Origin of the sequence: Roseovarius salincola, from assembly GCF_026891095.1 — a bacterium.
GTDB lineage: Bacteria > Pseudomonadota > Alphaproteobacteria > Rhodobacterales > Rhodobacteraceae > Roseovarius > Roseovarius salincola.
Map to the genome: position 1 here is coordinate 266494 of NZ_JAPTNL010000003.1, position 22919 is coordinate 289412.

Here is a 22919-nt window from a genome sequence, read left to right on the forward strand (position 1 = left end):
GCGTTTCGCGCAGGGAGCGGAGTTTGCAAAATTTTGGGTGTTTTCCGACAGCAGCCGTTCGTGTGAAATGCGGCGAATGTCGGTTGAGCCCTTCCGCGACTTTGGTGCATAGCGCAGCATGAGGGAGAATGGGCGAACAGCCGACCTCCGCTACCGGTTCGCGAACTGCGCTAAGGACGCAAATTGTCCTGTAAGCTGGGCTGCTGCAGTCTTTTTGCCGAGCGCGATGACAGCTCTTCCAACCTTCGTTACTAAAGCCTGCAGCAACGTTCTGACCAAGCCTGCCTAGGTAGTCGGGTTCTCGCCATGTGACCTCAGAATGTCTATTCTTTGTCTTTCTCGGCAGAACTCAACAGATATGAGTGCCATTTTGTGATATTATGTCTATATATTGCGAGACAAAGTGACATTTTGGAATAGGAATGGCGACTGGAAACGCGTCATTTTTGCTGTCGTGGCGTTGAAATGTCCAGGGGAAGTGTGCCATTATCTTGTTGAAATCAAGAAAGGGCTACATAGATGGGACATATTCACCCAAATAAGCTGAAGTTTCTTCGCGAGCGCCGCAACCTGTCGCAAGCGCAGTTGGCGGACGCATCAGATGTCAGTCAGAAGCAGATCAGCAGGCTCGAGCAGAGCAATGACAATGACACCTTGAATACTTGTCAAGGCAAGACGCTCCAAAACCTGGCGAGCGCTCTCAACGTATCTGCTGATGAGCTATCGACTCCTCCTGAAGGCGACTTTGAGAAAAGAGCCGAGGCTCTAGGGCTGAAGCGTGCTTCGTTCTATCTCTCAGAGCAAGATCGCCTGAATTACCGGTTTCTTGAGGCGCGGTACGGGGTTAAGGCGCACGATATACTTAGGGCCGCTCCTTTGCTGTTCCTTGTAACTGCGGAAATGAGCCTCGCAGAAAGAAGGGAACGCTTAGCGGAACTCGAGGACGCTCTGTGGCGTGTTCCTGAAGACTTCCACAGCCACTTGGGCGATGTTCGTATCGGCCTCGGCAGGGTCGAAGAGGCGGGGAGAGCTGAAGCTCAATCAATCGAGAAGCGCGACCTGTCGGGCTCCACCATCACTGACGATGAATGGTCTGATTGGTACAAGGGCTCGGGCGACCTCTTTGTTGACTTCTTGGATCGCAAAGCTCGTGAACTTTCGCCAGACGCTATGGGTGAACGGGATGAGGTCTCGGGCAACTTTTCTTCGCTCCGTGTGAGCATATTCGACACAACGCTTGATGAGCTGTCTGCGGGTAATTCCCTAGCGCGGCTGGCCCTTGAGAGCGGTGATGTTCACCCGCGCGATATTCCCAAAGAACTGAGTGCTGACGATCAGTCTGGCGCACGAGCACGTTGGCTAGAAGAACACTGTTCTGAAGAAACGAAAAAGGCGCACGAACGGCGTTTGACCGAACTCGGCTCAATCAACATTCCGGACTGAGGAGAAAGCGATGTCGTACTCAATCACACAACATGCCGAAACGCGGATGAACCAGCGAGGCATCCGCAAAGAAGACTTCGGACTCATTTTGGCTGCCGCCGATCAAGTCGCTTCGGACGCATATCTAATGACAAACGAGATCGTCGATGAAGAGATCGCACGTCGAAAAAAAGAAATTCAGCAGTTTGAGAGGCTGCGCGGCAAGAAATTGATCGTCGAAGGGGGCACCATCATCACCAGCTACCACGCAACCCAACGTGACCAGACAAGAACTTATCGCAAAGGGAGGGCGTACGCATGAACACCGAGCCGAACACGGGAAGCTCCAACATGAGCCAGCGAAACAGTGAGACCAGCGGGCTGCAAGCGGAGCATCGCCAAAGAATGAACAGCTTTTCGGAAGACCAACTAGACATTCCAAGCCTAAAGGAAGTGAGATCGTCCGTCTCGAGCGGGATAACTCAAATCGTCGAATTCTTCTTGGACGGCAACCACCGCTCTGCCCACGTCGATGAAATCGTCGATGGAATCCAAATAGAGAATGGAGCCGAAAAGGAATCCGTATACTCAACCATAGACCCCTATACGGACGGCGCGGCGAAACGGGATGACGGCAAACCTCTCCTATTCCGCAGGATATCTCCTGGGCAGTACCAGTTCATTGGCTTTGATGGCGATCCGCTCGATCTTACAAAGAAGCTGACCTTTAGGAGCGATCTTCTTCGAGAGGCTTACAGCGTTTTTTGTGGTTTTGTTCGAAAGAGCGGCAAAGAGGCTGAGTTCAAGAGCAAGAGCACGTCAGACCGTATTCAAGTATTCCACGCAAACCTAAAAAGAAAGCCGGTGCTTCTGCACATGGGAGCCGAAAACCTGCGCAGCCGCAACGATCTCCGTAGGGCTGTTGCTCAGTTGAAGCTATAGGCGCGGGAAGCCGCCAACTAGGCCTCCTTTGAAATGTCGCCAGTGGCTCTTTAGAGGCCGCTTCGTCCGCATCTGGCCCTTCCACCCGCGTAGCGCGTGCGCCCCCACCTTTTCGTCCCGCACCATGTCCGCTTCGGGTCCGACAGCCCTCATCTGAGCGCTTCCATCAGGAACGGTTTGCGAACTGGGGGCGCCCTCACTCCTGTGCGAGTAACTCGATCATCTGCGCGTAGGCTTGCGTCAGCTGCTGCACCTCGTCGAACACCGCGCGCCGTTCGCGCTCGAGACAGCGGAAGTAGGCCTGCGCATCGGTGAAGTAGATCTCGAAGTCCTCGCGGAGCAGATCGGCATAGGCGCGGATATCGGCCAGCTCGGCGGGCATGAAGGGCGCCGCGGGGGCCATGCAGCCTTGCGCAAATCCCGCGGTGCCACATGCCATCACCAACATCGCCACGCCCCATGTTCTCATTGCTATCATCCTGACTTGGATTCCAAAGGCTGCTGCAGTATTTTTCCATTAACGCATGACGGCTGTATTGGCCCCCAATATACGTCTTGATTGCAGTATTATAATCTTGTAGTGATCTGGCAGTCCATGGGGGACAGCCGGATCTCTGCCAACGTGCGAAGGCCCGGATCGATGAACTGGATGCAAGACGCCCCGAATGTTGTCAGTGAAGACGGATTGCGCAAACTGCTTGCCGAGGGTCACTCGGCGGATGTGCTGTGCCGGGTCACGCCACAACGCACGACGGCGCAATGGTCGGGGGTGTGGACGGTGCATTGCGTATCGCCCGATAGCGGAGAGCGCCGCCTGCTGGTTACGGCGCGCAACACCATGGCGGCGCGCGAGTTCAAGACCATCAACGGACTCACGAGTTTCCTGGCTAGCCTCGGATTTGAGGTCGTCTCCATCCCCATGGTGGAAGGGAAGGTCGGCGCGCACCGCCTGGCGCAAGCCGAGTAGCACCCGCTCGGCCCTCGCCTGCTGCATCGCGGCACTGGTCTCCTCCCCGGCCACGGGCGAGGGCTTCGTTCTTGCCATGGCGGCCGATGGCCAGTTGGCAGCACAGGCACCTCAGGCGGGATTTGCACAGAGCTATGTCGCCGGGCGCCCCGCGCGCGCATCGGGAATGGTAGTGTTTGGCGCCGAGGACGACGCGACCGCCGCGCCTGAGCGCAGGCCCGCGCCAAGCACAGAGCGCACGGCTGCGCAGCCACGCCCCGAGATCCTGACAGCGCTTCAGGACACCGCCACGCGTTATGGCGGTCATCCGGCGTTGCGCCGGGCCGGGCTGTCGGTCTCCGACTGGCTCGCGCTGTTTCAGGCCAATATTGAAGTCGAGAGCGCGTATCGGCCCGGCGCGCTGAGCTCAGTTGGGGCGATCGGGCTCGGGCAGCTGATGCCCGGCACCGCCGCAGATCTTGGCGTCGATCCCCATGACATGACGCAGAACCTCGACGGCTCTGCGCGCTACCTGCTGATGATGCTTGCCCGTTTCGGCAGGCCCGACCTGGCGCTGGCCGCCTATAACGCAGGGCCCGAAGCCGTTGCGCGCCATGGCGGCATTCCCCCCTACACCGAGACCCAGAACCACGTTCGCCGCGTCATGGCGGTGCGTGACCGACTGAACGGAGCCTCCTGATGCCCTCTCAATTCCGACTGTTCCTGGGCCTGGCGCTGGCCACCCTCATGATTGCCGAACCCGCGCTGGCCCAAAGCATCGACCTTTCCCCGGTGCAGAACCTGCTGCAGGGCATTGTCGATACGATCACCGGCCCGCTTGGCATCGTGATCGGCACGCTGGCGCTCATCGGCGTGTTCCTGTCCTGGCTGTTCGGAATCCTGGACTTCCGCCAAGCGCTCTGGGTGCTGGTCGCCATCGCGGGTATCGCCGCGGCGCCCACCATCGTGACGGCCATCTGGGGCGCGTGAGGTCGGTATGGCAGAGCAGACCCGGCTCTTTATCGGGCTCATCCGCCCGCCCAAGCTCATCGGCCTCCCGGTCATGTATGCGATGGTCTGGCTCTTCGGATTCGTGCTTGTGTTTCTCTGGGTGCAAAGCTGGCCCGTCGTCATCCTGGCGGGCCTCGCCTATCCTGCGCTCTGGAAAGCCGCCGATTGGGACCCGGCGTTTCTGGAAGTGGTGGTGACATCCCTGCAGGAGACACCCCCCACCGCCAACCGTGCCATCCATGGGGGCGACAGCTATGCGCCCTGAGCCGGCCGAGCACCTGACCGGCCTGCCCGCCTGGGCCGGGCGCGAACGGCCCATGGCGGCCATGCTGCCCTATGTCAGCCTCGTCGGTGACGTGACCATCCGCACGCGCGGCAATGCGCTTTTCCAGTGCATCCGACTGGACGGCATCAACAGCATGACGCGCGACGACGCGCATCTCGAGAAGACCCGCGCACGGCTCGCCGCGATCATCGCGCAGATCGGGCCAGAGTACGGGTTCTATGTCCACAAGGTCTCCAAAGCGATCGAGACCGATCTGCCGGACATGCCCGGAGACGGATTTGCGCACGAAGTCGATGCGCGTTGGCGCGCCGGTCTCGCCAAGGCCGGGCTGCGCGACAAGACCTTGACGCTGACGGTGATGAAGCGGCCCCCCACTGGCACCCGCCTTCCCCTGCGCCGCGCGGCCTCGCTCAAGCAGATCAAGGCCGAGACGGCCAAAGAGCTGCGCAAGCTGGATGAGGTGGTGGGGTTCCTGATGTCGTCCTTTGCCGAGATGCGCCCGCGCTTGCTGGGGGCTGAGAGCGGCGAGCTTCTGGGATTTCTGGGCGGGCTCAACATCGGCGCCGAGCGCCCGCTCTATCCAAAGTCGCGCTTCGGCATTGTCGCTGAAGATGTCGCCAATACCCGCGTCACCTTCCAGGGCCGGACCTTTGTTCTGGATGACGGCACGCCCGGCCGCCGCGTCGGCACCAGCTTTGCCATCAAGACCTACCCGGCCAAGACCCGCTGCACCATGTTCGACGAACTGAGCCTGCCCATCGACATGGTGGTCACCCATTCCTTCACCCCCATCAACAACAACATCATGGCCAGCCGCATCAAGCGTCAGCAGCGGTTGATGAAGGCTAGCGACGACGGGGCGATCTCGCTCACCGAAGAGTTGGTCGACGCGCTGGATGACCTGGAATCCAAGCGCCTGAGCTTCGGCGATCATCACATGACCGTCACCGTCTTTGCCGATGACGAAGACAAGCTGGATGCGATTGCCGCCGAGATCCGCAACATCGCGGCCAGTGAAGGCGTCACGCTGGTCAGCGAGGCCTTCGCCGCACGCGCGCATTATTTCGCGCAAGCTCCGGGCAATGGCCAGATGCGCAGCCGCAAGGCCGCCATCACCAATGTCAATTTCGCGGACCTGGCAGCGCTGCATCGCAGCCCCCTGGGCAAGACAGGCAGCCAGGTGCCCTGGGGCAAACCGATCACGCTCTTTCCGACCCCGGAACGCTCGGGCTATCTCTTCAACTACCACGAGACCGGCAGCCCCGACAGCGAGCCCACCGGCGGGCATACCCTGATCCTTGGCCGCCCCGGCTCGGGCAAATCGGTGCTCTCGGCCTTTCTCATGACGCAGGCGCGCCGCTGCGGGGCACGGGTCTTCGTCTTCGACTACCGCATGGGCATGGAGATGGCCGTGCGCGCCGGTGGCGGGCGCTACGCCACCATCAAGGCCGGCGAGGCCACCGGGCTCAACCCGCTGCGCACCGAGATCGACCGGCGCGGACAGGCCTGGCTGTCAGATTGGCTCGCCACCCTCCTGCACCGCCCGGACAAGCCGCTCAGCCCCGTACAGATCAACCGGATCCAGGACGTCGTGCGCCAGAACGCGACCGCCTCGGACCCAGACTTGCGCAACTGGCAGGACCTGGCCTCGCTCTTCGTGGCCGGCGCCGATGAGGGCGATCTTTTCGAGCGCATCCAGGAATGGACGGCCGAGGGGCGCTATGGCTGGATTTTCGGGCAAAGCGGCGAGGACACGTTTTCCCTGGCTGGGGATATGGTCGGCTTCGATCTCACCGGAATTCTCGACAGCGAGAGCGAGAAGGAACGCATGGCCGTCCTCTCCTATCTTTTTCGCCGCATCGAGCGCGTGATCGAAGACCGTTGCCCCACGCTCATCATCATCGACGAAGCCTGGAAGGCGCTCGACAATGCGTATTTCGCGGACCGGCTGTCGAACTGGCTCGTCACGGCGCGCAAGCAAAACGCCGTCGTTGTCATGATGACGCAATACGCCAGCCAGCTCGAGAAGACCCGCACCGGCAAGACCATCGTCGAGGCCGTGCCCACACAGCTGCTGCTGCCCAATATCCGCGCTTCGGCCAGCGATTACGCCATGCTGGGCCTCACCGAGAAAGAGCTCGAGGTGCTGCTCGGCACCACCAGCACGTCCCGCTTGGCGCTGGTGCGCGATGATCAGGGCTCGGTCGTCATCGATGCCGATCTCAGCGCACTCGGCCCCTACCTCACCATCCTCGGCGGCATGGAGAAGGGCGAAGCCCTCGTGGGCGCCGATTACCGCGACCGCCCGGACTTCTGGAGAGTGACATGATCCACAGAGTGACCCGCCGCCTCATCCTGATCGGCCTCGGCCTGACCTTGTCGGCCTGCGCACAATACCAACCCTCCGAGGCGGAGTGCTTCAACAATTTCGCGGAAGTGACACGCAGCAATTGCAGCTTCGATCTGCTCAGCCCCATGGCGCCCGTCGATGGCTAGGCCCCACGCGTCCTTTCTGGGCCTGGTGCTCGCCCTCGGTCCGGCCGTCACGGCCGCGGCGCAGGGCGTGCCGACTTTCGATCTGGGCCAGTTTCTCCAACGCGAGCAGATCCTGAGCCAAGGGGACCGGGACCTTGCCCTGCAGCGCGACCGACTCAGCCAGGACGAAGAGCTGGCCGCTCTCGAGGCAGACCAGCTGGCCGCCCTCGATGATCTGCTTGAGGCCACCACGCTTGGCGCGGGCGCCACCGGGGCCAGCATCGCGCACCTTGAAGCGGGCCGCTCGGACGAGACCGCCGCCACCGCGCTCTATGGCCCGACCGATCCCAACCCGGCCGCGCCACAGATGTTCGGCGATGCCGCCGGCACCATCGAAGAGCTGATCATTCGCGCAGCCCAGGAGACTCAAAGCATGGCCGGCGTGAGCGCTGCCGGCCTCTCGGTCCGGCAATGGCGCTGTCTCATTCAGGCGATGATCTGGCAGGAAAGCCGGTTTTCCATAGGCGCGCGCTCGCCCGTCGGCGCCTTTGGCCTCACCCAGATCATGCCGGGCACGGCGCAGGACCTCGGGATCTACCCGGCCTACTACGAGGACCCCTACATCCAGGTCACCGGTGGCGCGCGCTATCTCGCGCAGATGTTGGCCATGTTCGATGGCAATATCATCCACGCCCTGGCCGCCTACAACGCCGGGCCGGGCAATGTGCAGCACTATGGCGGCGTGCCGCCCTTTGCCGAGACGCAGCACTACGTCCAGGTCATTCCCGCACGCTACAACCTCTACCTTGCCCGCGTGGGCGGCGTGGACGCGCGCGGCACGATCGATCCCGTCCTGCTGGCCAATGCCTCGATGAGCCTCAGCGCCCATGGGGCCGGTGTCTATGGCGATTATTCCCTGGTCTCGGTGCAGGCCGCCGCCGCGCGCATCCAGGACATCATCACCCGCATCGCAGAGACGGAGGATATCCATGCCGCCATGTCCCTCAACACATATGCCCGCGCCGAGCTGGTCCGGCTCATGGCCATTCGCACGCGCCTCAAGGCCGCCCGGACCCGGCCGCTCAGTGCCGAAGCGCTGGCCATGGCCGCCGCCCAGGCCCGCGAACAGGCGTTCTTGCACTTTGATCTGGAGGTTCTGCCATGAGGCACCCGGTAATTCGGTTCTTGTCCACGATGTCCACCTGCGCCCTGCTGGCGGTGCCCCCCGCCCTCTCCCAGGGCGTGCCCACGGTCGACACCCGCAACATCGCTCAGGAAATCCGCCAGCTGCAGCAAATGCTGGAGGATTTCGGGATCCAGTCCGATCAGCTCGACGCGGCCCTGGAACAGATCGATCTCGTGCAAGATCAGCTCGACACGCTGAACGAGACCTATGCCGCGCTCACCGGTGCCACCGATATCATCGAGATGGCCATGGGCGGCGACCTCGACGGGCTGCTCGATCAGGAGTTCAGCGATCTGATGGACGTGATCAACCAGATCCAGACCGGGGATTTCTCCGGGCTCATCGGCAATGCCGGCCCCGAGATGGAAGGCCGCATGACCGACGCGCTGGAAGAGGCCGGCTTCGATCAGGACACGCTCTCCACCATGTCGACCAGCGGCAATCCGGGCGCAGAGCGCACCGCCAGCCAGGCCAGCACCGGCGCGGTGATGTCGGCGGCCGCGCAAAACAGCTACGCCGAGGCCGCGCAGTCGCTGGAACGCGTCGACCAGCTGGTCGATCTGATCCCGGACATGGAGAACCTCAAGGAAGCGGTTGATCACAACACCCGTGTCACCGCCGAGCTCGCCATCGCCATGACGCGCATGTGGGAACTCGAAGCCGTCCAGACCGTGGGCGCAGGCCAAGCCGGGGTCGCCGATGCCGCCACCCTCGCCGAAGAGCGCCGGTATATGGATTTCACCCTGCCGGATTTGCGGTAACCGATGGCCGAGGACCGCGAGATCATCGAAGAAGAGCTGGTCTATGGCGCGCGCCGCCGTGAGCTCTTCTGGCAAAAGCTGGGATTGGCATCATTGGGCTTTGGCGCCCTGGGCTGCCTGGCGGCGGCCCTTGTGGCCATCCTCGATACCGACCCCGCCCCCCTCATTGTGCCCTTCGACAGCGAGACCGGCATGGCGCTGCCCAATGCCGTGGTGGAAGCTGTCACGCTCACCGAGCGGCCCGCCATCATCGAGGCCCAGATCTATCGCTATGTCACCGACCGTGAGGCCTATAACCAGCTCGACAACGATCTGCGCGTCGCGCGCGTCCTGGCCCAATCCGATGGTGCTGCCGCCACAAGCCTGCGCGCGCTCTGGACCAGCGGGCATGAGGACTATCCGCCGCAAAACTACGGTGAAGACGCCCGGCTCGAGGTCGAGATCCTCTCGATCACGCTGATCAGCGCCAACCGCGCGCAAGTGCGCCTGCGCAAACGGCTGAGCGCGCCGCGCGGCAGCCAGACCGGGCTTTTCACCGCCACGTTGATGTTTGCGTTTCGCCCCGAAGAGCGCCGCGCGATCGATGATGTCTGGCAAAATCCGTTCGGCTTCACCGTCACCGAATACGCGATCCGCTCGGATCGACTGGAGGAGTAGATGTGCGCGGTTCAACGCTCCGGCGCGGTGATCGCCGCACTCAGCCTGCTTCTGGCCAGCGCAGCCCTTGCCGAGGTCCAGCCACGCCGCGGCACGCATGACGCGCGTGTGCGCCTCGCCACATTCCAGGACGGACAGGTCTACCAGATCCGCACCAGCCTGACCCATGTCACCAGCATCGAGTTCGGCCCCGGCGAGACCATCCGCTCGATCATCGCGGGCGACACCGAAGGCTTCCTGCTCGACGGCGTCCCCGGTGGCCAGGCCTTCGCCATCAAGCCCGTGGTCTCCGGCGCCCATACCAATATCACCGTCTATACCAACCGCCGGAGCTATTATTTCAACGTCACCGAAGCATCGTCCCCCACCTTCTACGTGATCCGGTTTCGCTATCCCGAGGCCGCGCGCGATGAACGCCGCGCCATCGCACGCCAGCCGGACAACCATGCCTATGGCGTCAGCGCCCGCTCCGAGATCACGCCAATGGAGATCTGGGATGACGGGACCTTCACGTATTTCCGCTTCGAGGCCGGCGCGCCCGTGCCCGCGATCTTCCGCTGGTCGGCGGGCCGGGAGCGCAGCGTCAATGCCATGGCGCAAGACGACGGCGTGATCCGCGTGTCCGGCGTGACGGCACGGTGGGTCCTGCGCCTCGGCGACGCGGAAGTCTGTATCCAGGATATGCGCGACGGGGGCAGCGATGACTGAAACAGCCGAGCTGCGCAAACGCCTCGAGGCCTTGGAAGGCGGGGGCCCGGGCGGGGGGACGACCGGCGGCGGCCGCAAGCGTCCGGCGCTTCTGATCCTTGTTGCGGGTATCGCGGGTGCTACGGCCTTGATTGCCGTGGTGGCGCTCATCTCCGGCGGATCGGAACCCGAGCCCCTGGAGTCCGCCGCGCCGGCCGAGTTTCAGGATGGCGGGCCGGGGTTTGGAGCGCTGGAGCCGCGCAGTCCCGCCGAACCGGACCCAGCCCCTGCGCCGCCACCCACGTCCGATCCCGAGACCGAGGCCCTGCGCGCGCAGCTCGACGAGATGCGCACGGAACTGGAGGCCCTGCGCAATGCGCCTGCACCCGAGGCACCGGCGCCGGATACGGCCGCGCTGGAGGCTTTGAACGCAGAGATTGCGGCGATGCGGAGCGAGGCGGCTGAGGCAGAGACCGCCCTGCGCGCCGAGCTCGATGAGCGCGCGCGGCAAATCCAGCGCCTGCAAACCGATCTGGAGCTGGCTAACCTCGAGACACCCGCCCCGCCTGGTGCGACTGGACCGACCGACGAAGAGCGGCGCCTGGCTGAGCTCGAGCAGCGCCGCGCGGAAGCGCGCGCCATCCGCGAGGCGCGCATCGCCAGCCCCATCATCGCCTTCGGATCCTCGGGCAGTGCCAGCGATGAAAGCCCCGCAGACCAGCGTCGCCTAGACGGCGAGACCGATTTTGTTCGCAACGGCGCACAGCCTGCGGCCGTCACACAAGCCCTCGCAATCGTGAACCCCGCCAACACCGTGGTCCAGGGCACCATGATCCAGGCGGTTCTGGAAACGGCGATCGACAGTCAACTCGCCGGCCCGGTTCGGGCCATGGTCTCCGAAGATGTCCATGCCTATGACGGCAGCCGCGTGCTCATCCCCCGCGGGTCGCGCCTTATCGGGCGCTATCAATCCGGCGTCGATATTGCGCAGCAACGCATCACCATCGCCTGGGACCGGATCATCCTGCCCGACAATCAGACCGTCGAGATCAGCGCCTTCGGCGGCGATGAGCTGGGCCGCGCCGGGACCACCGGTTTTGTCGACAGCCGCTTTGGCACCCGCTTCGGCTCGGCCGCGCTCATCTCCCTGATCGGGACGCTGCCCTCCGTGGCGGCCGAGTCCACCGAGGACGCGCGCGCCGCCGATGCGCTCGAAGGCAGCGCCGAGAGCCTGCAGGACAGCACCCAAAGCGTCATCGGCGAATATCTCTCCGTCGCGCCCGTCATCCATGTCGACCAGGGCGCGCGCGTCACCGTCATGGTCGATCGCGACCTGGAGATATTCTGAGCCATGGCCGCCAGCTACCTGCAAAGCTCGCTCGACAAGCTGCCGGACGCCCGCGATCCCAAACTGATCGAGCTGAGCATAAATCCCGACGGCACGGTCTGGGGCGAGATCCAGGGGGATCATTTCATGCGCAAGCGTGACACAAGGCTCACGCCCCATGAGGCCCACGATCTGGGCACCCAGATCGCCTCGGCGGCCAACACCACCCTCAGCCGCGCCAAACCCATCGTCTCGGTCAGCATCACCTATCGCGACCGCCCGATCCGGGCACAGGTGATCCAACCGCCCGCCGTCGAGGGCGGTTTTGCCATCTCGCTGCGCTTTTTCGCCGATCTGCCCCTGGACCAGATCCAGCTCGCCTACCTCTTTGGCTCCGAGCGCAGCGCAGAGGCCACGCGCCGCGCGCGCAATGCCGAGCTGCGCGCCGTCGTCGCCACCGGCGATATCGAGGCCGCCATCGCCTTCTGCGTCCACCACAAGCTCAACATGATCGTCTCCGGCGGCACCTCCACCGGCAAGACCGTCACCGCCCGCAAAATCCTCTCCTTCGTGCCCGATGCCGAGCGCATCATCACTATCGAGGATGCGGCCGAGCTGCGGCCCGGCCAGCCCAATACCGTGACCCTCATGGCCGACCGCGAGGCGCCTGAGCGCAGTGCGGATCAGCTGCTCACGGCGACCCTGCGCATGCGACCCGACCGGATCGTTCTGGGCGAGGTTCGCGGGCCCGAGGCCATGACATTCCTCGAGGCGATCAACACCGGACATGGCGGCTCGCTCACAACGCTTCACGCCGAGACCCCGCAACTGGCTATCCAGCGCCTGGCCATCGCGGCCCTCAAGACCAACCTGCCCATGACCTACCAGGACATGATCCATTACATCACCGGCTCGATCGACGTGATCGTCCAGGCCGGCCGGCTGAGCGGGGCTCGTGGGATCACCGAATTCTATCTGCCGGGCACCGAAACCCAGACCAGGAAGACCACAGATGTTTGAGTATCTGACACGCCAGATCAATACCGGCCGCGCCAAGCCAGAGGCCTATGCCGAGGCGCTGAATGCCCTTGGCCGCGAGGGCTGGGAGCTTGTCTCCGTCACCCCTGATTTTGACGGCGAGCATATTCTCACCGCCTTCCTCAAGCGCCCGCTTAAGGCAGCGGACTGAGGCCGCCGGGCCAAGGAGCAGTCTCATGGGCGTCGTCACCTGGATGGTCGAGACCACCGACAGCTACCTCGACGGGGCGGCTGAGACGACCTTTGGCACTGTCGCCAGTCAGGTGGGCGGGATCATCGCGGTCGGCTCAACCCTGGCCGTCATCGGCGTGTTCGTGAACATGGCGCTGCAGGTGCGCTCCATGGACGGGCGCACCGCCTTCTGGTTCGCCATCAAGCTCACGCTGATCACCCTCTTCGCGCTCAACTGGGTGCAGTTCAACGTGGTGGCCAGCGCGCTCATCGACGGGCTCGACCAACTCGCCGGGGGCATGATCGCCGGCCTGGGCGGCGGCGGCGCGGGATCCGCCTATTTTGCTGCCGCGTTCGATGATCTCATCGGGGAGTTCGGCAGCTACCTCAATGCCGCCGGCGACAACATGCACTGGATGGCCGGGGCGCTCATTGGCGCCATCGGTGCGTTTCTCCTCGGCGTCATCGGCGCGCTCTGCGGGCTGGTGTTGATCTTTGCCAAGATCATGCTGGCCTTCATGATCGGCATCGCTCCCATCATGATCGCGCTCTCGCTCTTCGAGGTCACCAAGGACTACTTCCTGCGCTGGCTTTCCAGCACCGCCTCATACGCGCTCTACCCGCTGGTCATTGCCGGCGTCTTCTCGACCGTCGTGGGAATGTCGCAGTCACTTCTGGCCGAGCTCGGCGATCCCGAAGGCGCCAGCAATATCGGCGCGCTCATCCCGTTTTTCATGATGATGTTCCTTGCCGGCGGCATGATCCTTGCCACGCCGCTCATCGTCCGCGCGATTTCCGGCAACTTCATGATGGCGGCCCCGCCAAACATGCCTGGTGTCGGCGGGTTTGCGAAGGGACTGGCTGGCACCAAAGGGTCACGCGCAAGGGCGCGGTTTGGGACCAGATCGAATGCTGAGTTTGCGGGAGCTGGGATAAGGCAGGCTGGTGGTGCGACTGTTTCGATGGTTCAGAGAGTCGCCGAACGAGCAAAACGGCTGAAATAGCGGCCCTTCCAATTGTAGATGTCGGTCTACTTCAGCTTCGCTGCCATAACACCCCCTGAAGAAATCACCTTTTCAACCCTAAGACCTCGACGGATGCTCGCACAAAGCATGGTCACAAGGGTTAACGACGTTGCGGGCGTGGCGAAACAAAGCCGAAGAGTGGCTGTAAAGCCGACCTTATTGACGATGCTAGAAAAACACATCACTGAAAGGTTTACTCTAAAAATCGCCAAAATTCGCCGGATCAGTCGTAGCAGGAAGTTCGGGTGGTAGCAGGAGCGATCGAAGTGCACGTTCCAGGCGGCACCTTCCTGATCGCCGTGCGTCGGGCTGAGTGAGTTGTACGTGTCCAGCACGATGAACTTGACCGGTTGCGGTCATGAAACAGGTCGATCCAGTGCCCGTTCAGATCGGCCAATGCCTCCCGATTCGCGGGCGAGGCCAAAGTCTTGGCCTCAAATCGCCTAATCTGTGACGCCGAAGCTGCTTGCGCATCGACGGCCCTGCCGCCGACACCCTGACGCATGACCGGGTCGAGTGCGAGACGTTTAGGAGCGTTGATGTCCTCATATCCGGCCAGTCGCCCGAACACCGATTCCCAGAACACCTCGTCGAGCCGGAGGACCGCGTTCTTGCCGCGACGGGTTTCTTGCAGCGCCACTGACCCAGATCAGACAACCCGAGCGTGTCATCCAGCTCGCGCGTATAACCAGCAGACCACCGTCCGAACAGAGCTGTGTGGCTTTGAATACTAGCCTAACACGAAGGTCGAATTACACCCGATCTGCCTGCTGCAAGTCCGCACCCTCTGGGTGATCCATGAAACACGCCCCCTCACAGCTACCAAAATCTTGATGTATATAGGAAATACCAAGATCAGGACAGCGAAACCAGCGGACTACTTGGGAAATGCGGGCTTAGGGTCAGGACTCACAACCAGAACATTACGGTTGCTGCGATGCAGATGGCGGAGAGGAAGATCTCGCCGCATCGGTCATAGCGGGTGGCGATCCGGCGCCAGTCCTTGAGACGGGCGAACAGGTTCTCGATCAGGTGACGTTTCTTGTAGAGTTTCCGGTCGTGGCTGGCGGGATTCTTCCGTCCGCGCCGGGCCGGGATGCAGGCGGCAATCCCCTTGTCATCAAGGGCTTCGCGGAACCAATCGGCGTCGTAGCCCTTGTCGCCCAAGAGCATCTTTGCGGGCGGCAGGGCATCCAGCAGGACCAGCGCGCCCTTCGCATCGCTCATCTGGCCGGGCGACAGGAAGAAGGTCAGAGGACGGCCAAGCCCGTCGCACACCATGTGCAGCTTGGAGTTCAGCCCACCTTTGGTGCGCCCGATCGCCCGCGTCCGCGCCCCCCTTTTGAGAGGCTTGCCGCCGTCCGGTGCGCCTTGAGGTGGGTGCTGTCGATCATGATCGTTTCGCCATCCGGCCCCGGCCGGGCGAGCTCGGCAAAGATCCTGGCGAACACGCCCATGCGCGACCAGCGCACGAACCGGTTGTAAAGCGTCTTCGGCGACCCATCCACGGCCGGCGCGTCCTTCCACTGCAACCCGTTCTTCTGAATGTAGATTATCCCGCTCAGCACCCGCCGGTCATCCACCCGCGGCTTGCCTCTGGACTTCGGAAAGAAAGGCCGCAGCCGTTCCATCTGCGCGTCGGTCAACCAGAAATGCCCGCTCATCATGCCCCCTCTGTTTGGGGGCTTGAATCATGCAGCCCGTGGAGCCTCAAGCGGGTTTATAGGTCCTGACCCTAGTTCACCTGTCAGGCAAAAGTCGGAACGCAACGCCGCCGCAACCTTCCAAACATTCGATCCCGTCGTATTTTCAGAGAGTAGTGCGTGCCCGACTAACATATTTTTGGTTGTTTTTAGATTTTTTTTTAGATATAATTCCCATGCAATCAGGGAGATTCTGCACAATGCCTGAAAACCAACGAGTTCACCGCAAGGGTTGTACATCGCTCGAAGGCGAGCCGCACAAGCCGCACGTCGCAACACACCAACAAACCACGGAAGAGGCAGAGGAGTTGATCTTCTCGATCACAACCCATGCCATGCGCGAGCCTGATTATTCGCGGGAAAAAAACGGGATCATGGCTATGACGATCGCGCATGCCCGTGAAGATCAGAACAAAATCGATGAAAAGAAGCGCGCGATCCATCAGCGCCTCGGCCCTATCGAGGCGCGCATGAAGCAGCGCGTCAAGCGCGAGCAATGGGAGGGCAAGGAATGAATACCAATAGCTTCATCAACAAGTGGCTCGATACAGGAGCGATGCTGACGCATCGGGCCTCGCTGAAATGGTTGCATATCGGCGGGGGCTTGCTCGGTCTCCTCCTTCTCCTGGGAGCAGGACCCGAATTTATCGTTTCCCGAGACACCGCCGAGATGATGCTTCGCGATGACAACGGCAACTTGCCTGAAGGGTCGGGACCGATCATCACGATCACTGCGCTGTTGTTCTGCGGTATCATGTTGGCCCTGTTCCACAAACCCGTGGGTCGGCTGCGTAAATCGCTCACGGCAACGATGCTCTTCTGGCTGCTGATCTTGGCCGGCGCTGTAACCCTTAGCCAACCAATCATTAGCCTGCTTAGCGAGCTGCGCTTCGGCAATAGCCTCGAAGCTGGAGTTGATGCCGGGCTATTGCTCAAGCAGAAGCTGATTGCCTTCGGCTATGGCGTGCGGGCCCTAGTTATCCTTGGAGGCGCTTTCGTGGCCTCGTGGGGACTTCACATGGTGCTTGATGCTGTGGGTGGAGCGGCTGCCGCCAACCGTGACGGCAAGGATGCCGCCGAAATCTACGAAGGTATCAGCGAGTCTGATCGGCTGCACCGGACAGCCGTGATCAGCCGCGAACGCGCACTGAGCTTCAACTGGGATCAGTCCGAAGACTTTTCTGTGGCGGTCGCGGAGGGGTTCGGCGAGATGGCCAACGCAATCGCGCGCTACCTTAAGGGACCTGATGACCCGTTCATCGACCCCGAGCAGGTGATGGAAGACGTAATCTCCCAGTTCGACGACCCCATCGCTCCGCCCGATGATCCGAGGATCGCCCGCATGGTTGACACACGTCTCAAGAAGCATGCGATCGACCTTACCCTGCTGCCGAGTAGTTCTGCGGAGCTTACCAAGGCGGCCCGCAAGCAACTAGCGCACTACGCTGACTGGCTGCGGGGTCATGCCGATGTCGATTCGATCCACGAGGCAACTCGCAATGAAAAGGGGGCGCAAAATGCGTAATGTTCTCACAAGCATCACCCTCGCCGGAGGCCTTGCAATGGCCCTACCTGTCGGCGCTCAGGAGGAGCGCCCCAACGCGCTGCAGATCCTTGGCGATATTGGCCCCGGCGGCAGCCCTGTCCGCGAGGCCGTTTATGCGCCTCGAATCCGCGATCTGTTGCTCGAAGAAGCCATGGCGCTGGAATTGGGCGACGGCGATGTGATCATGCTGCGGACTATCGGCAATCCGAACCTGATCGAGCATCTCGCTCTCGCCGATTGGAATCGTGACATTGCCTTCGGATATGGCGCAGGCCAGGCTGAGGACATACCCGGCTTTACTGCCGCGCGCATTGGCCAGCTAGCCCAGATCGCTCCACATAGTGCTTCTGATCTCATGTTCGCGCTGCGTGAACTGGCGCCACAAACACCTTGCGCCACACATAACGTAACCACGGTGATGGTCACTAACTTCATCGAAATCGGTGAGGTCGAAGGAAACCGTTGGTGGTTGCGAGACATCATGCAAGGCGCGCCATTCTGCGGCGATCTCGTGATTATCGGTGCTTGGGTGGCCGACCCGAACCCTGTGCAGGGACTACGCGAGCCTGCCTTGGCCTTCATCCAAGAAACCTTCAAGCAGATGGGCTTCGAGAATGTCTCTTTCCGCCGCTAGCACCTCTCGTCGGAGGCACCTTGCGCCACCGACTAATTGGCAACCTTTCCGCCCGGTTTTGCCGCAAGCGCTAATTGCGGCGGGGCTGGGCGGGCTGGCCCTACTGCTCGCCTTCTTTGCCGTACCTGGTCTCACCTCCGCAATGATCAGTTACTATGTGACATTCCTTCATGAAGCGGCGCACTCGGTCTTTGGCTATTTTGCCTCGGGCGAGATTGGAAAAATCACTCTCCATGCCGATGGCGGGGGCGAGGCGCTGGTGGCAACCGGCGGCCCGATCGGCGTGGTAATCACTGCCGGTTCTGGCTTGATCATCCCGGCATGGCTAGGGGCCGGATTGCTGGGATGCGCGGCAACACGGATTGGTATCGAGCTCATCCTTCTGGCGCTGGGGCTGCTCACGGCATGGTTTGGCTATCACCATGTCGATGCCGAGGGCGGCATCCCACTGGCCCTGGGAGCCGTGGCAGCTGTGGCGCTACTTACAGCCATCCTGCCGCTTGGCAGGATGATAAAGGCAGCCGTTGGCTTCTTCTTCGGTTTCGCCATCACGAAGGGCGTTATCGCCTCCGCGGGCTATGCATATCTGGAATGGGCCGACGCCGGAAAAAACGAGCCAGCCGATCCGCGCCTGATCGCCGATGCGCTCGGGCTCGAAAACATCGCCGAAGTCTCACCCACACTGATCGGGCTCATGGTTGCAGGCTATGCCATCGCTGCCCTGCTCACATGGGCGTGGTTTCAGCGCCATTCACATTGAAGCACTAGTAAGGAAAGGAAAAGTCATGAGACCGCCTCTCAATGCCAAACGGCTCGCGCCACTGGCCTTCGTGGTAGCCCTGCTGGCAGCACCTTCTGCCCTAGCTGAGATGCGCATTTTCGCAAAAGACGATGGCACGATCCAGTTCGTCGATCTGGGCGAAAGTGCCGCCCTCGAAGAGCACGCCAATTCAGCGTCCGCAGGTTCGGAGGCAGTATCGGCGCTACCTTCTGTGAGCGTGGTGGCAGAGGAAAACGCAACTGGTTCCACCGTAATGTTAATTGTGACCGGCTCTTCCGCTGCTGCTTCGCCCTCGACCTCGGCTTCAGCTGCGGCAGAGCCCGGCGAGTCGGGTTCAGCGTCGGCTGAACCGGGGGAAGCTGAGGCAGCCGATCGTGAAATGAGCGATGATGCCTTTGCCGAAGCTCCACCGCCACCAGATAACGTATTTCAGGAAAAAGCAGCAGCCCCGATCACTGCGCAATTCACTGCCTGTGAAACGATCAGCCTTGGTGACACAGTACTATTCGATACTGCTGCGCACGTTCTTAAACCTCACGCTGGCCCGGCGCTCGACGCGGTGGCGAATGTGCTGCTGGCGCAACCATCCATACAGGTGCGTATTGAAGGCCACACCGATTCACGAGGAGGGCTTCAGTATAACGAGGCCCTCTCCGAACGCCGCGCCAAAGCTGTATATCAAGCTCTATTACAAAGAGAAGTGCCGCCCGGGCGGTTGGAAGTTGTGGGTTATGGGCTCACGCAGCCGACAGACACGAACAACACAGCTGCCGGGCGCGCCAATAACCGCAGGGTCGATTTGGTGCCATTCAACTGTTAATGCAAAACGGGTCGTGTCGCGAAGAGTGTGGAAATTCCGGAGCGATACCTCCGGGCAGGTTTTATACGACGCGGCTCAGCCCGCGGCGTCAAGGACTGCGGTTCGAGCGGTTGATGCAGAGTTTCCCAGCCATCCAGCTTTCGCATCTGGATCTAGCGTGAGACCATCAGCGCCCAGACGGTCTCGGGGGTAGGCAGCACGGTCTGCGTTTTGATGCGCAGGCGGAATTCCTCGTTCAGGCGCTCGATCACGTTCGTCGTCATGACCGCCTTCCATTGGGAAGGGCCCAGGCGGGTGAGCGTCAAGAGGCGGTCTCCGACCTGTTCGAGGCTGTCTGCGACCGCTCGACATCGCAGGCGCCATTTCCGCAGGAAGATCTAACGCCGCTTCATCACCTCCAGCGCCGTTTCGGTATAGATCATGGCGTGGAATGAGGCGGAGCCTGCCCTCAGACGTCAACCTCGACGACGTCAACCTCGACCAGTCGGGCTTGCAGATTCGCTCCCACCGCCCACTTCGACGGCCGAAGAACCCTTGGCAGACCGTCTGGGCTCAAAAACGGACGACGCCGAAGCGGTATTTCAGTCATTCCTCAGATTTGACCGAAGAAGCGCGGAGGTACTAGATCAAGCCAGCCTGGGCAAAGGGGAAGAACCCTGCTTTTTTTGCAACTGAGCGCTTGATGGACACCGCTTAAAAGACTAAAAACATCTAAAACCGGGACAAAGCACAAATTGGCACATAACTACGTTTCACAAACCACCCTAGACGCCAGGGTCGCTGACGCTATCAGTCGTGCGCACGACGTTTTTTTGCGCGCGAACTCCCCTAACAACTTCTATTTTCACGATTTTCTGAATGTATTTATCACACTTATCCAGCAGCCCGCAATATTTGTTCTGTACCGCCAGGCAGCCGGTGATGTTTTGGAGAGGCATTACATTCTTTCAAGAGATAAAGGGTTTTACTCGGGGTTATTGGATCACTTGACCGAAGAAGAGCCAGAAAACAACCCTGAAAAACTGTTTTCCATCTTCCCCTCAGCGTCTGATTTTGCTTCAGAAGTAGAGGGTGAGATATCAAGCCAGCGTACAAAGTACTTTCTTTTGATTTCAAAAGTAATGGGTTCCGCTCAAGAAAAAAAGTATGAACGTGTTAAACCGCTAGAAGGCACTCAGCAGATCGCCTCAAACCCCTTCGACTACATAGCTTTATGCGCAAAAAAGTTTTTTGATACGGAATGGGCTGAATACCCTAAAAGCTTTCAAGTTTTAGCATACGACTATCTACAGCGCTCAATGACAGACCTCGTTCAGGGGCACATTAACCGTTCAGCGCGCCCTGAGGAAGATCCTGAGACAGCCAATCTTCCTGCTCCAAGCTTACAGACCGCTTGGAATAAAAAGCTTTCTTCTGACCTTTCGCCACTATTTGATGGATTGACGGCCCGGCTTTCTTATCTAACAGAGATGGCCAGCATTCGAGCAGAAACTGAAGAAACAGATGAAGATGCTGTTGGTCCACGTCTGAGCAATTTTTTCTTGGCAACGAGAGCTTACACGCGACCAACATCTAGACGGCCTTTCACCAGCAAGGCCTACGAAAAGTCCTTTGGATATAAATACGATGTTCGGTTCATCATACCAAGAAAGCAAGAAGATGAACTAATGAATTTTTTCATTTGGCTGAAGTCTTCGGCTAACAACTCTAAGCTTACTAAATATTCTAGCGCAAGCTTGGGCAGAAAATACTTAAAGCAGAGAAAAATACTAGAAGAAGAATTTTTTAGTATCTTGCGCGGTCCAGATGGGCCCCGTGAGATACTGAACATATATACCAGCAAAATTGGGGATCACGCCAGGTCGTTCACTGATCCTATTTTTGAGACAGGATTAATCGATTTTCGCGACGTATTTGAGGATGGTGGTCTCGCGAGAGTTCCAGGCCTTATATCACTTAGAACGACTGGATCACTCTCCGCGCACTCTGACGTGCAGGATGGACTTCGTATTGTGGCGGCGCACTACGTGTTCTCGCAAATGGCTCGGCGAGCACTTGGGCAAAACGGAACAGGTCGTGTGAAGATGATTCTGATTCCGATTATGGAACGGGGGACTGTGTGGGCCGTTTCAGGTCATTTCTACCATGCCAACCAGAACGAGAGTTTCCCAATCTATGACAACCGAATTTGGCAAGCCGTTTTCCACTTATCAAACTACATTCGGAGCATAATTAGACGAGCTTCAAGCGAACTGCTTTGGGAGGACTTTTCCCATTTGATCGTTAACACTATTGCTCAGTTCGACTCGCGAGCGCTTCAGAATGCAGCTAACTTGGGGGCTTCCCTAAAAGCTCTTGAGGACAAGGCGAAGGCACATGGAAGACTGAACCCATTGGGCTTTCCTGCGTTCCGGGAAAGTGGAGGCATCTTGTATTGCTTTCCAAACCCAAACCAAAATTCTGATCCCGTCGAAATAAGAGGCATTACGGAAAGCAACGCGTTCTTTCAGTCTGTCCAGAATTGGGGTGGTGTTGAAGAGCGTGACTATTCACGAGCAATCGATGAAGGCATGAACGCCTTGTACAATAGAGTCGCCTTGGAGAGGATGAATAGAAGCCGTCCCTTGTCCAAAGCCCAAACACGGAAAGCACGGTAAGATGACAGAAACAAAAGAAAACCCATCTTTTATTAGCGGTGATTTCGCGCCAGTGGCCGAATTTTTGAAGAACACACTCACGGAAATAGATCAAAGCTATGAACCAGACATGGATTCTGAGCAGATGGACGCCTTGGCGCGAGAGAGGGAGCTTATTTTTGGCGAATCCACACAGGTCTCCTACATCGGCCTTGAAGAAGTCATTCCTCAGCGGGCCGTTGAAGAGAAGATTGAACTTTTTGACAAAATCAATTCGGCAGTTTTTTTTCGCGCTGCTGAAGTACCATTTATAGTAAATCCATCAAGGCGCAGCAAAAAGGACGTTTTAGAGAATCACTCCAGCTCGGAATTCATAGATCGCGTTATTGATAAGATGTGCGTGGCTATGAAGGCTGTGGGCATAAATGACCAAACAATTTTCACCGTGAAATCAGCCGCAAAAATTAATATCGAAAATTCATTCATGAAAAACGAAGGAACACCTCCCATTCCTGAAGTAGCCCCAAAGAAATACCGTGGTGTCATTCAAGACGGACCACCGGTAGAATTCATAAGATCAGTTTACGCGCAATGGCTAATGGCGGAGGTTCTTGACCGGGAAACATTAAACCAACTTGATCAAAACTTGGTTCTTGCCGTTTATTCCTATAAAAAACGTAATCCAAGCGCGCCAACGCTTAAAAATGTTCTTGCGAGCAAATCGGCTGCGACCGAAAATCGGAAGAAGATTTACGGTGTGCTAACTGATCAACAACATCAGCACTGATTGGGCTTATAACGGCACGATAATCTCAGCCTTGACTTTGACACTTGGCTTGCCAGGCATTGATATTTAGCCGATACT

General features: G+C 59.8%; 26 protein-coding genes and 2 pseudogenes. 24 read left to right on the forward strand and 4 right to left on the reverse strand.

Going from position 1 to position 22919, the window contains the following annotated elements; genetic code table 11:
* Window positions 1-519: 519 nt before the first annotated feature.
* Genes N5A93_RS06230 through N5A93_RS06240 form a run of 3 tightly spaced genes read left to right on the forward strand, consistent with a single transcriptional unit; the run spans window position 520 to window position 2364 of the window.
* Window positions 520-1443: a helix-turn-helix transcriptional regulator gene (locus N5A93_RS06230; protein WP_268954213.1), complete on the forward strand. Its 924-nt coding sequence runs from the start codon at window positions 520-522 to the stop codon at window positions 1441-1443.
* Between the two features lie 10 nt (window positions 1444-1453).
* Window positions 1454-1744, forward strand: a complete 291-nt coding sequence (locus N5A93_RS06235) for a hypothetical protein (protein ID WP_268954214.1) — start codon at window positions 1454-1456, stop codon at window positions 1742-1744.
* Window positions 1741-2364 carry a hypothetical protein gene (locus N5A93_RS06240; RefSeq protein WP_268954215.1) on the forward strand — a complete coding sequence of 208 codons (624 nt, stop codon included), beginning with the start codon at window positions 1741-1743 and terminating at the stop codon, window positions 2362-2364. Before N5A93_RS06235 ends, N5A93_RS06240 begins: the two co-directional genes overlap by 4 nt.
* Before the next feature lie 196 nt (window positions 2365-2560).
* Here N5A93_RS06240 and N5A93_RS06245 read toward each other — a convergent pair whose 3' ends face one another.
* Window positions 2561-2833 carry a hypothetical protein gene (locus N5A93_RS06245; RefSeq protein ID WP_268954216.1) on the reverse strand — a complete coding sequence of 91 codons (273 nt, stop codon included), beginning with the start codon at window positions 2831-2833 and terminating at the stop codon, window positions 2561-2563.
* Window positions 2834-3004: 171 nt separating this feature from the next.
* Here N5A93_RS06245 and N5A93_RS06250 point away from each other — a divergent pair, with 171 nt between their 5' ends.
* The 14 genes from N5A93_RS06250 to N5A93_RS06315 all read left to right on the forward strand — a co-directional run bounded on the left by N5A93_RS06250 (window position 3005) and on the right by N5A93_RS06315 (window position 13913).
* A complete protein-coding gene (locus N5A93_RS06250; RefSeq protein ID WP_268954217.1) occupies window positions 3005-3331 on the forward strand; it encodes a hypothetical protein in 327 nt (108 codons plus the stop codon).
* Between the two features lie 76 nt (window positions 3332-3407).
* Entirely contained in the window at window positions 3408-4010 is a 603-nt protein-coding gene (locus N5A93_RS06255; RefSeq protein WP_268954218.1) for a lytic transglycosylase domain-containing protein, read from the forward strand.
* Window positions 4010-4300, forward strand: a complete 291-nt coding sequence (locus N5A93_RS06260) for a TrbC/VirB2 family protein (protein WP_268954219.1) — start codon at window positions 4010-4012, stop codon at window positions 4298-4300. The genes N5A93_RS06255 and N5A93_RS06260 overlap by 1 nt, the downstream gene beginning before the upstream one ends.
* A gap of 7 nt (window positions 4301-4307) precedes the next feature.
* Window positions 4308-4586, forward strand: coding sequence for a VirB3 family type IV secretion system protein (locus N5A93_RS06265; RefSeq protein WP_268954220.1), 279 nt, complete (start codon window positions 4308-4310; stop codon window positions 4584-4586).
* Window positions 4576-6936 carry a VirB4 family type IV secretion/conjugal transfer ATPase gene (locus tag N5A93_RS06270; protein ID WP_268954221.1) on the forward strand — a complete coding sequence of 787 codons (2361 nt, stop codon included), beginning with the start codon at window positions 4576-4578 and terminating at the stop codon, window positions 6934-6936. The genes N5A93_RS06265 and N5A93_RS06270 overlap by 11 nt, the downstream gene beginning before the upstream one ends.
* On the forward strand, window positions 6933-7103 hold the full coding sequence (locus N5A93_RS06275) for a hypothetical protein (RefSeq protein ID WP_268954222.1): 171 nt from the start codon (window positions 6933-6935) through the stop codon (window positions 7101-7103). Before N5A93_RS06270 ends, N5A93_RS06275 begins: the two co-directional genes overlap by 4 nt.
* Window positions 7096-8247, forward strand: coding sequence for a lytic transglycosylase domain-containing protein (locus N5A93_RS06280; protein WP_268954223.1), 1152 nt, complete (start codon window positions 7096-7098; stop codon window positions 8245-8247). Before N5A93_RS06275 ends, N5A93_RS06280 begins: the two co-directional genes overlap by 8 nt.
* Entirely contained in the window at window positions 8244-9029 is a 786-nt protein-coding gene (locus N5A93_RS06285) for a type IV secretion system protein (protein ID WP_268954224.1), read from the forward strand. Before N5A93_RS06280 ends, N5A93_RS06285 begins: the two co-directional genes overlap by 4 nt.
* A gap of 3 nt (window positions 9030-9032) precedes the next feature.
* Window positions 9033-9686 carry a VirB8 family type IV secretion system protein gene (locus tag N5A93_RS06290; RefSeq protein WP_268954225.1) on the forward strand — a complete coding sequence of 218 codons (654 nt, stop codon included), beginning with the start codon at window positions 9033-9035 and terminating at the stop codon, window positions 9684-9686.
* Window positions 9687-10394 carry a TrbG/VirB9 family P-type conjugative transfer protein gene (locus N5A93_RS06295; RefSeq protein ID WP_268954226.1) on the forward strand — a complete coding sequence of 236 codons (708 nt, stop codon included), beginning with the start codon at window positions 9687-9689 and terminating at the stop codon, window positions 10392-10394. It abuts the gene before it with no gap.
* Window positions 10387-11721 (forward strand): TraB/TrbI/VirB10 family type IV secretion system protein, encoded by a 1335-nt coding sequence (locus N5A93_RS06300; RefSeq protein WP_268954227.1) that lies wholly within the window; start codon window positions 10387-10389, stop codon window positions 11719-11721. Before N5A93_RS06295 ends, N5A93_RS06300 begins: the two co-directional genes overlap by 8 nt.
* Before the next feature lie 3 nt (window positions 11722-11724).
* Complete coding sequence (locus tag N5A93_RS06305; protein WP_268954228.1) at window positions 11725-12720, forward strand: ATPase, T2SS/T4P/T4SS family; 996 nt, start codon at window positions 11725-11727, stop codon at window positions 12718-12720.
* A complete protein-coding gene (gene sp36, locus N5A93_RS06310) occupies window positions 12713-12889 on the forward strand; it encodes a Sp36 family protein (protein WP_268954229.1) in 177 nt (58 codons plus the stop codon). The genes N5A93_RS06305 and sp36 overlap by 8 nt, the downstream gene beginning before the upstream one ends.
* A 25-nt stretch (window positions 12890-12914) precedes the next feature.
* Entirely contained in the window at window positions 12915-13913 is a 999-nt protein-coding gene (locus N5A93_RS06315; protein ID WP_268954230.1) for a TrbL/VirB6 family protein, read from the forward strand.
* Between the two features lie 254 nt (window positions 13914-14167).
* On the opposite strand, the pseudogene N5A93_RS06320 reads toward N5A93_RS06315, so the two are convergent.
* Window positions 14168-14734 (reverse strand): annotated as a pseudogene (locus N5A93_RS06320) (transposase); the annotation flags it as partial.
* 109 nt (window positions 14735-14843) lie between these two features.
* Window positions 14844-15598 (reverse strand): IS5 family transposase gene (locus N5A93_RS06325; RefSeq protein ID WP_268954231.1). Its coding sequence is split into 2 segments (ribosomal slippage): window positions 14844-15260 and window positions 15263-15598, totalling 753 coding nucleotides; the frame shifts between segments, so codons are not numbered across the junction.
* 239 nt (window positions 15599-15837) lie between these two features.
* Here N5A93_RS06325 and N5A93_RS06330 point away from each other — a divergent pair.
* The 5 genes from N5A93_RS06330 to N5A93_RS06350 are packed head-to-tail and all read left to right on the forward strand — an operon-like array spanning window position 15838 to window position 19418.
* The gene (locus N5A93_RS06330; RefSeq protein WP_268954232.1) at window positions 15838-16152 is read left to right on the forward strand and encodes a hypothetical protein; all 315 of its coding nucleotides are present in this window, start codon (window positions 15838-15840) and stop codon (window positions 16150-16152) included.
* Window positions 16149-17162, forward strand: coding sequence for a hypothetical protein (locus N5A93_RS06335; RefSeq protein WP_268954233.1), 1014 nt, complete (start codon window positions 16149-16151; stop codon window positions 17160-17162). Before N5A93_RS06330 ends, N5A93_RS06335 begins: the two co-directional genes overlap by 4 nt.
* Window positions 17155-17817 (forward strand): hypothetical protein, encoded by a 663-nt coding sequence (locus tag N5A93_RS06340; RefSeq protein ID WP_268954234.1) that lies wholly within the window; start codon window positions 17155-17157, stop codon window positions 17815-17817. Before N5A93_RS06335 ends, N5A93_RS06340 begins: the two co-directional genes overlap by 8 nt.
* Window positions 17798-18577 carry a M50 family metallopeptidase gene (locus N5A93_RS06345; RefSeq protein WP_268954235.1) on the forward strand — a complete coding sequence of 260 codons (780 nt, stop codon included), beginning with the start codon at window positions 17798-17800 and terminating at the stop codon, window positions 18575-18577. Before N5A93_RS06340 ends, N5A93_RS06345 begins: the two co-directional genes overlap by 20 nt.
* 25 nt (window positions 18578-18602) lie before the next feature.
* A complete protein-coding gene (locus N5A93_RS06350) occupies window positions 18603-19418 on the forward strand; it encodes an OmpA family protein (RefSeq protein WP_268954236.1) in 816 nt (271 codons plus the stop codon).
* Window positions 19419-19507: 89 nt separating this feature from the next.
* On the opposite strand, the pseudogene N5A93_RS06355 reads toward N5A93_RS06350, so the two are convergent.
* Window positions 19508-19849: pseudogene (locus N5A93_RS06355) on the reverse strand (transposase); the annotation flags it as partial.
* Window positions 19850-20152: 303 nt separating this feature from the next.
* Here N5A93_RS06355 and N5A93_RS06360 point away from each other — a divergent pair.
* The gene (locus tag N5A93_RS06360; RefSeq protein ID WP_268954237.1) at window positions 20153-22075 is read left to right on the forward strand and encodes a hypothetical protein; all 1923 of its coding nucleotides are present in this window, start codon (window positions 20153-20155) and stop codon (window positions 22073-22075) included.
* A gap of 1 nt (window position 22076) precedes the next feature.
* Complete coding sequence (locus N5A93_RS06365) at window positions 22077-22841, forward strand: hypothetical protein (RefSeq protein ID WP_268954238.1); 765 nt, start codon at window positions 22077-22079, stop codon at window positions 22839-22841.
* The last annotated feature ends 78 nt before the right edge of the window (window positions 22842-22919 follow it).

Bases quoted from the DNA above. Each gene is read 5' to 3' on its own strand.
- N5A93_RS06330 (WP_268954232.1), top strand. From the start codon at position 15,838: ATGCCTGAAAACCAACGAGTTCACCGCAAGGGTTGTACATCGCTCGAA.
- N5A93_RS06255 (WP_268954218.1), top strand. From the start codon at position 3,408: ATGGCGGCCGATGGCCAGTTGGCAGCACAGGCACCTCAGGCGGGATTT.
- N5A93_RS06335 (WP_268954233.1), top strand. From the start codon at position 16,149: ATGAATACCAATAGCTTCATCAACAAGTGGCTCGATACAGGAGCGATG.
- N5A93_RS06265 (WP_268954220.1), top strand. From the start codon at position 4,308: ATGGCAGAGCAGACCCGGCTCTTTATCGGGCTCATCCGCCCGCCCAAG.
- N5A93_RS06290 (WP_268954225.1), top strand. From the start codon at position 9,033: ATGGCCGAGGACCGCGAGATCATCGAAGAAGAGCTGGTCTATGGCGCG.
- N5A93_RS06275 (WP_268954222.1), top strand. From the start codon at position 6,933: ATGATCCACAGAGTGACCCGCCGCCTCATCCTGATCGGCCTCGGCCTG.
- sp36 (WP_268954229.1), top strand. From the start codon at position 12,713: ATGTTTGAGTATCTGACACGCCAGATCAATACCGGCCGCGCCAAGCCA.
- N5A93_RS06280 (WP_268954223.1), top strand. From the start codon at position 7,096: ATGGCTAGGCCCCACGCGTCCTTTCTGGGCCTGGTGCTCGCCCTCGGT.
- N5A93_RS06350 (WP_268954236.1), top strand. From the start codon at position 18,603: ATGAGACCGCCTCTCAATGCCAAACGGCTCGCGCCACTGGCCTTCGTG.
- N5A93_RS06365 (WP_268954238.1), top strand. From the start codon at position 22,077: ATGACAGAAACAAAAGAAAACCCATCTTTTATTAGCGGTGATTTCGCG.
- N5A93_RS06245 (WP_268954216.1), bottom strand. From the start codon at position 2,833: ATGAGAACATGGGGCGTGGCGATGTTGGTGATGGCATGTGGCACCGCG.
- N5A93_RS06285 (WP_268954224.1), top strand. From the start codon at position 8,244: ATGAGGCACCCGGTAATTCGGTTCTTGTCCACGATGTCCACCTGCGCC.
- N5A93_RS06260 (WP_268954219.1), top strand. From the start codon at position 4,010: ATGCCCTCTCAATTCCGACTGTTCCTGGGCCTGGCGCTGGCCACCCTC.
- N5A93_RS06345 (WP_268954235.1), top strand. From the start codon at position 17,798: ATGTCTCTTTCCGCCGCTAGCACCTCTCGTCGGAGGCACCTTGCGCCA.
- N5A93_RS06300 (WP_268954227.1), top strand. From the start codon at position 10,387: ATGACTGAAACAGCCGAGCTGCGCAAACGCCTCGAGGCCTTGGAAGGC.
- N5A93_RS06270 (WP_268954221.1), top strand. From the start codon at position 4,576: ATGCGCCCTGAGCCGGCCGAGCACCTGACCGGCCTGCCCGCCTGGGCC.
- N5A93_RS06230 (WP_268954213.1), top strand. From the start codon at position 520: ATGGGACATATTCACCCAAATAAGCTGAAGTTTCTTCGCGAGCGCCGC.
- N5A93_RS06340 (WP_268954234.1), top strand. From the start codon at position 17,155: ATGCGTAATGTTCTCACAAGCATCACCCTCGCCGGAGGCCTTGCAATG.
- N5A93_RS06250 (WP_268954217.1), top strand. From the start codon at position 3,005: ATGAACTGGATGCAAGACGCCCCGAATGTTGTCAGTGAAGACGGATTG.
- N5A93_RS06305 (WP_268954228.1), top strand. From the start codon at position 11,725: ATGGCCGCCAGCTACCTGCAAAGCTCGCTCGACAAGCTGCCGGACGCC.
- N5A93_RS06240 (WP_268954215.1), top strand. From the start codon at position 1,741: ATGAACACCGAGCCGAACACGGGAAGCTCCAACATGAGCCAGCGAAAC.
- N5A93_RS06235 (WP_268954214.1), top strand. From the start codon at position 1,454: ATGTCGTACTCAATCACACAACATGCCGAAACGCGGATGAACCAGCGA.
- N5A93_RS06295 (WP_268954226.1), top strand. From the start codon at position 9,687: ATGTGCGCGGTTCAACGCTCCGGCGCGGTGATCGCCGCACTCAGCCTG.
- N5A93_RS06315 (WP_268954230.1), top strand. From the start codon at position 12,915: ATGGGCGTCGTCACCTGGATGGTCGAGACCACCGACAGCTACCTCGAC.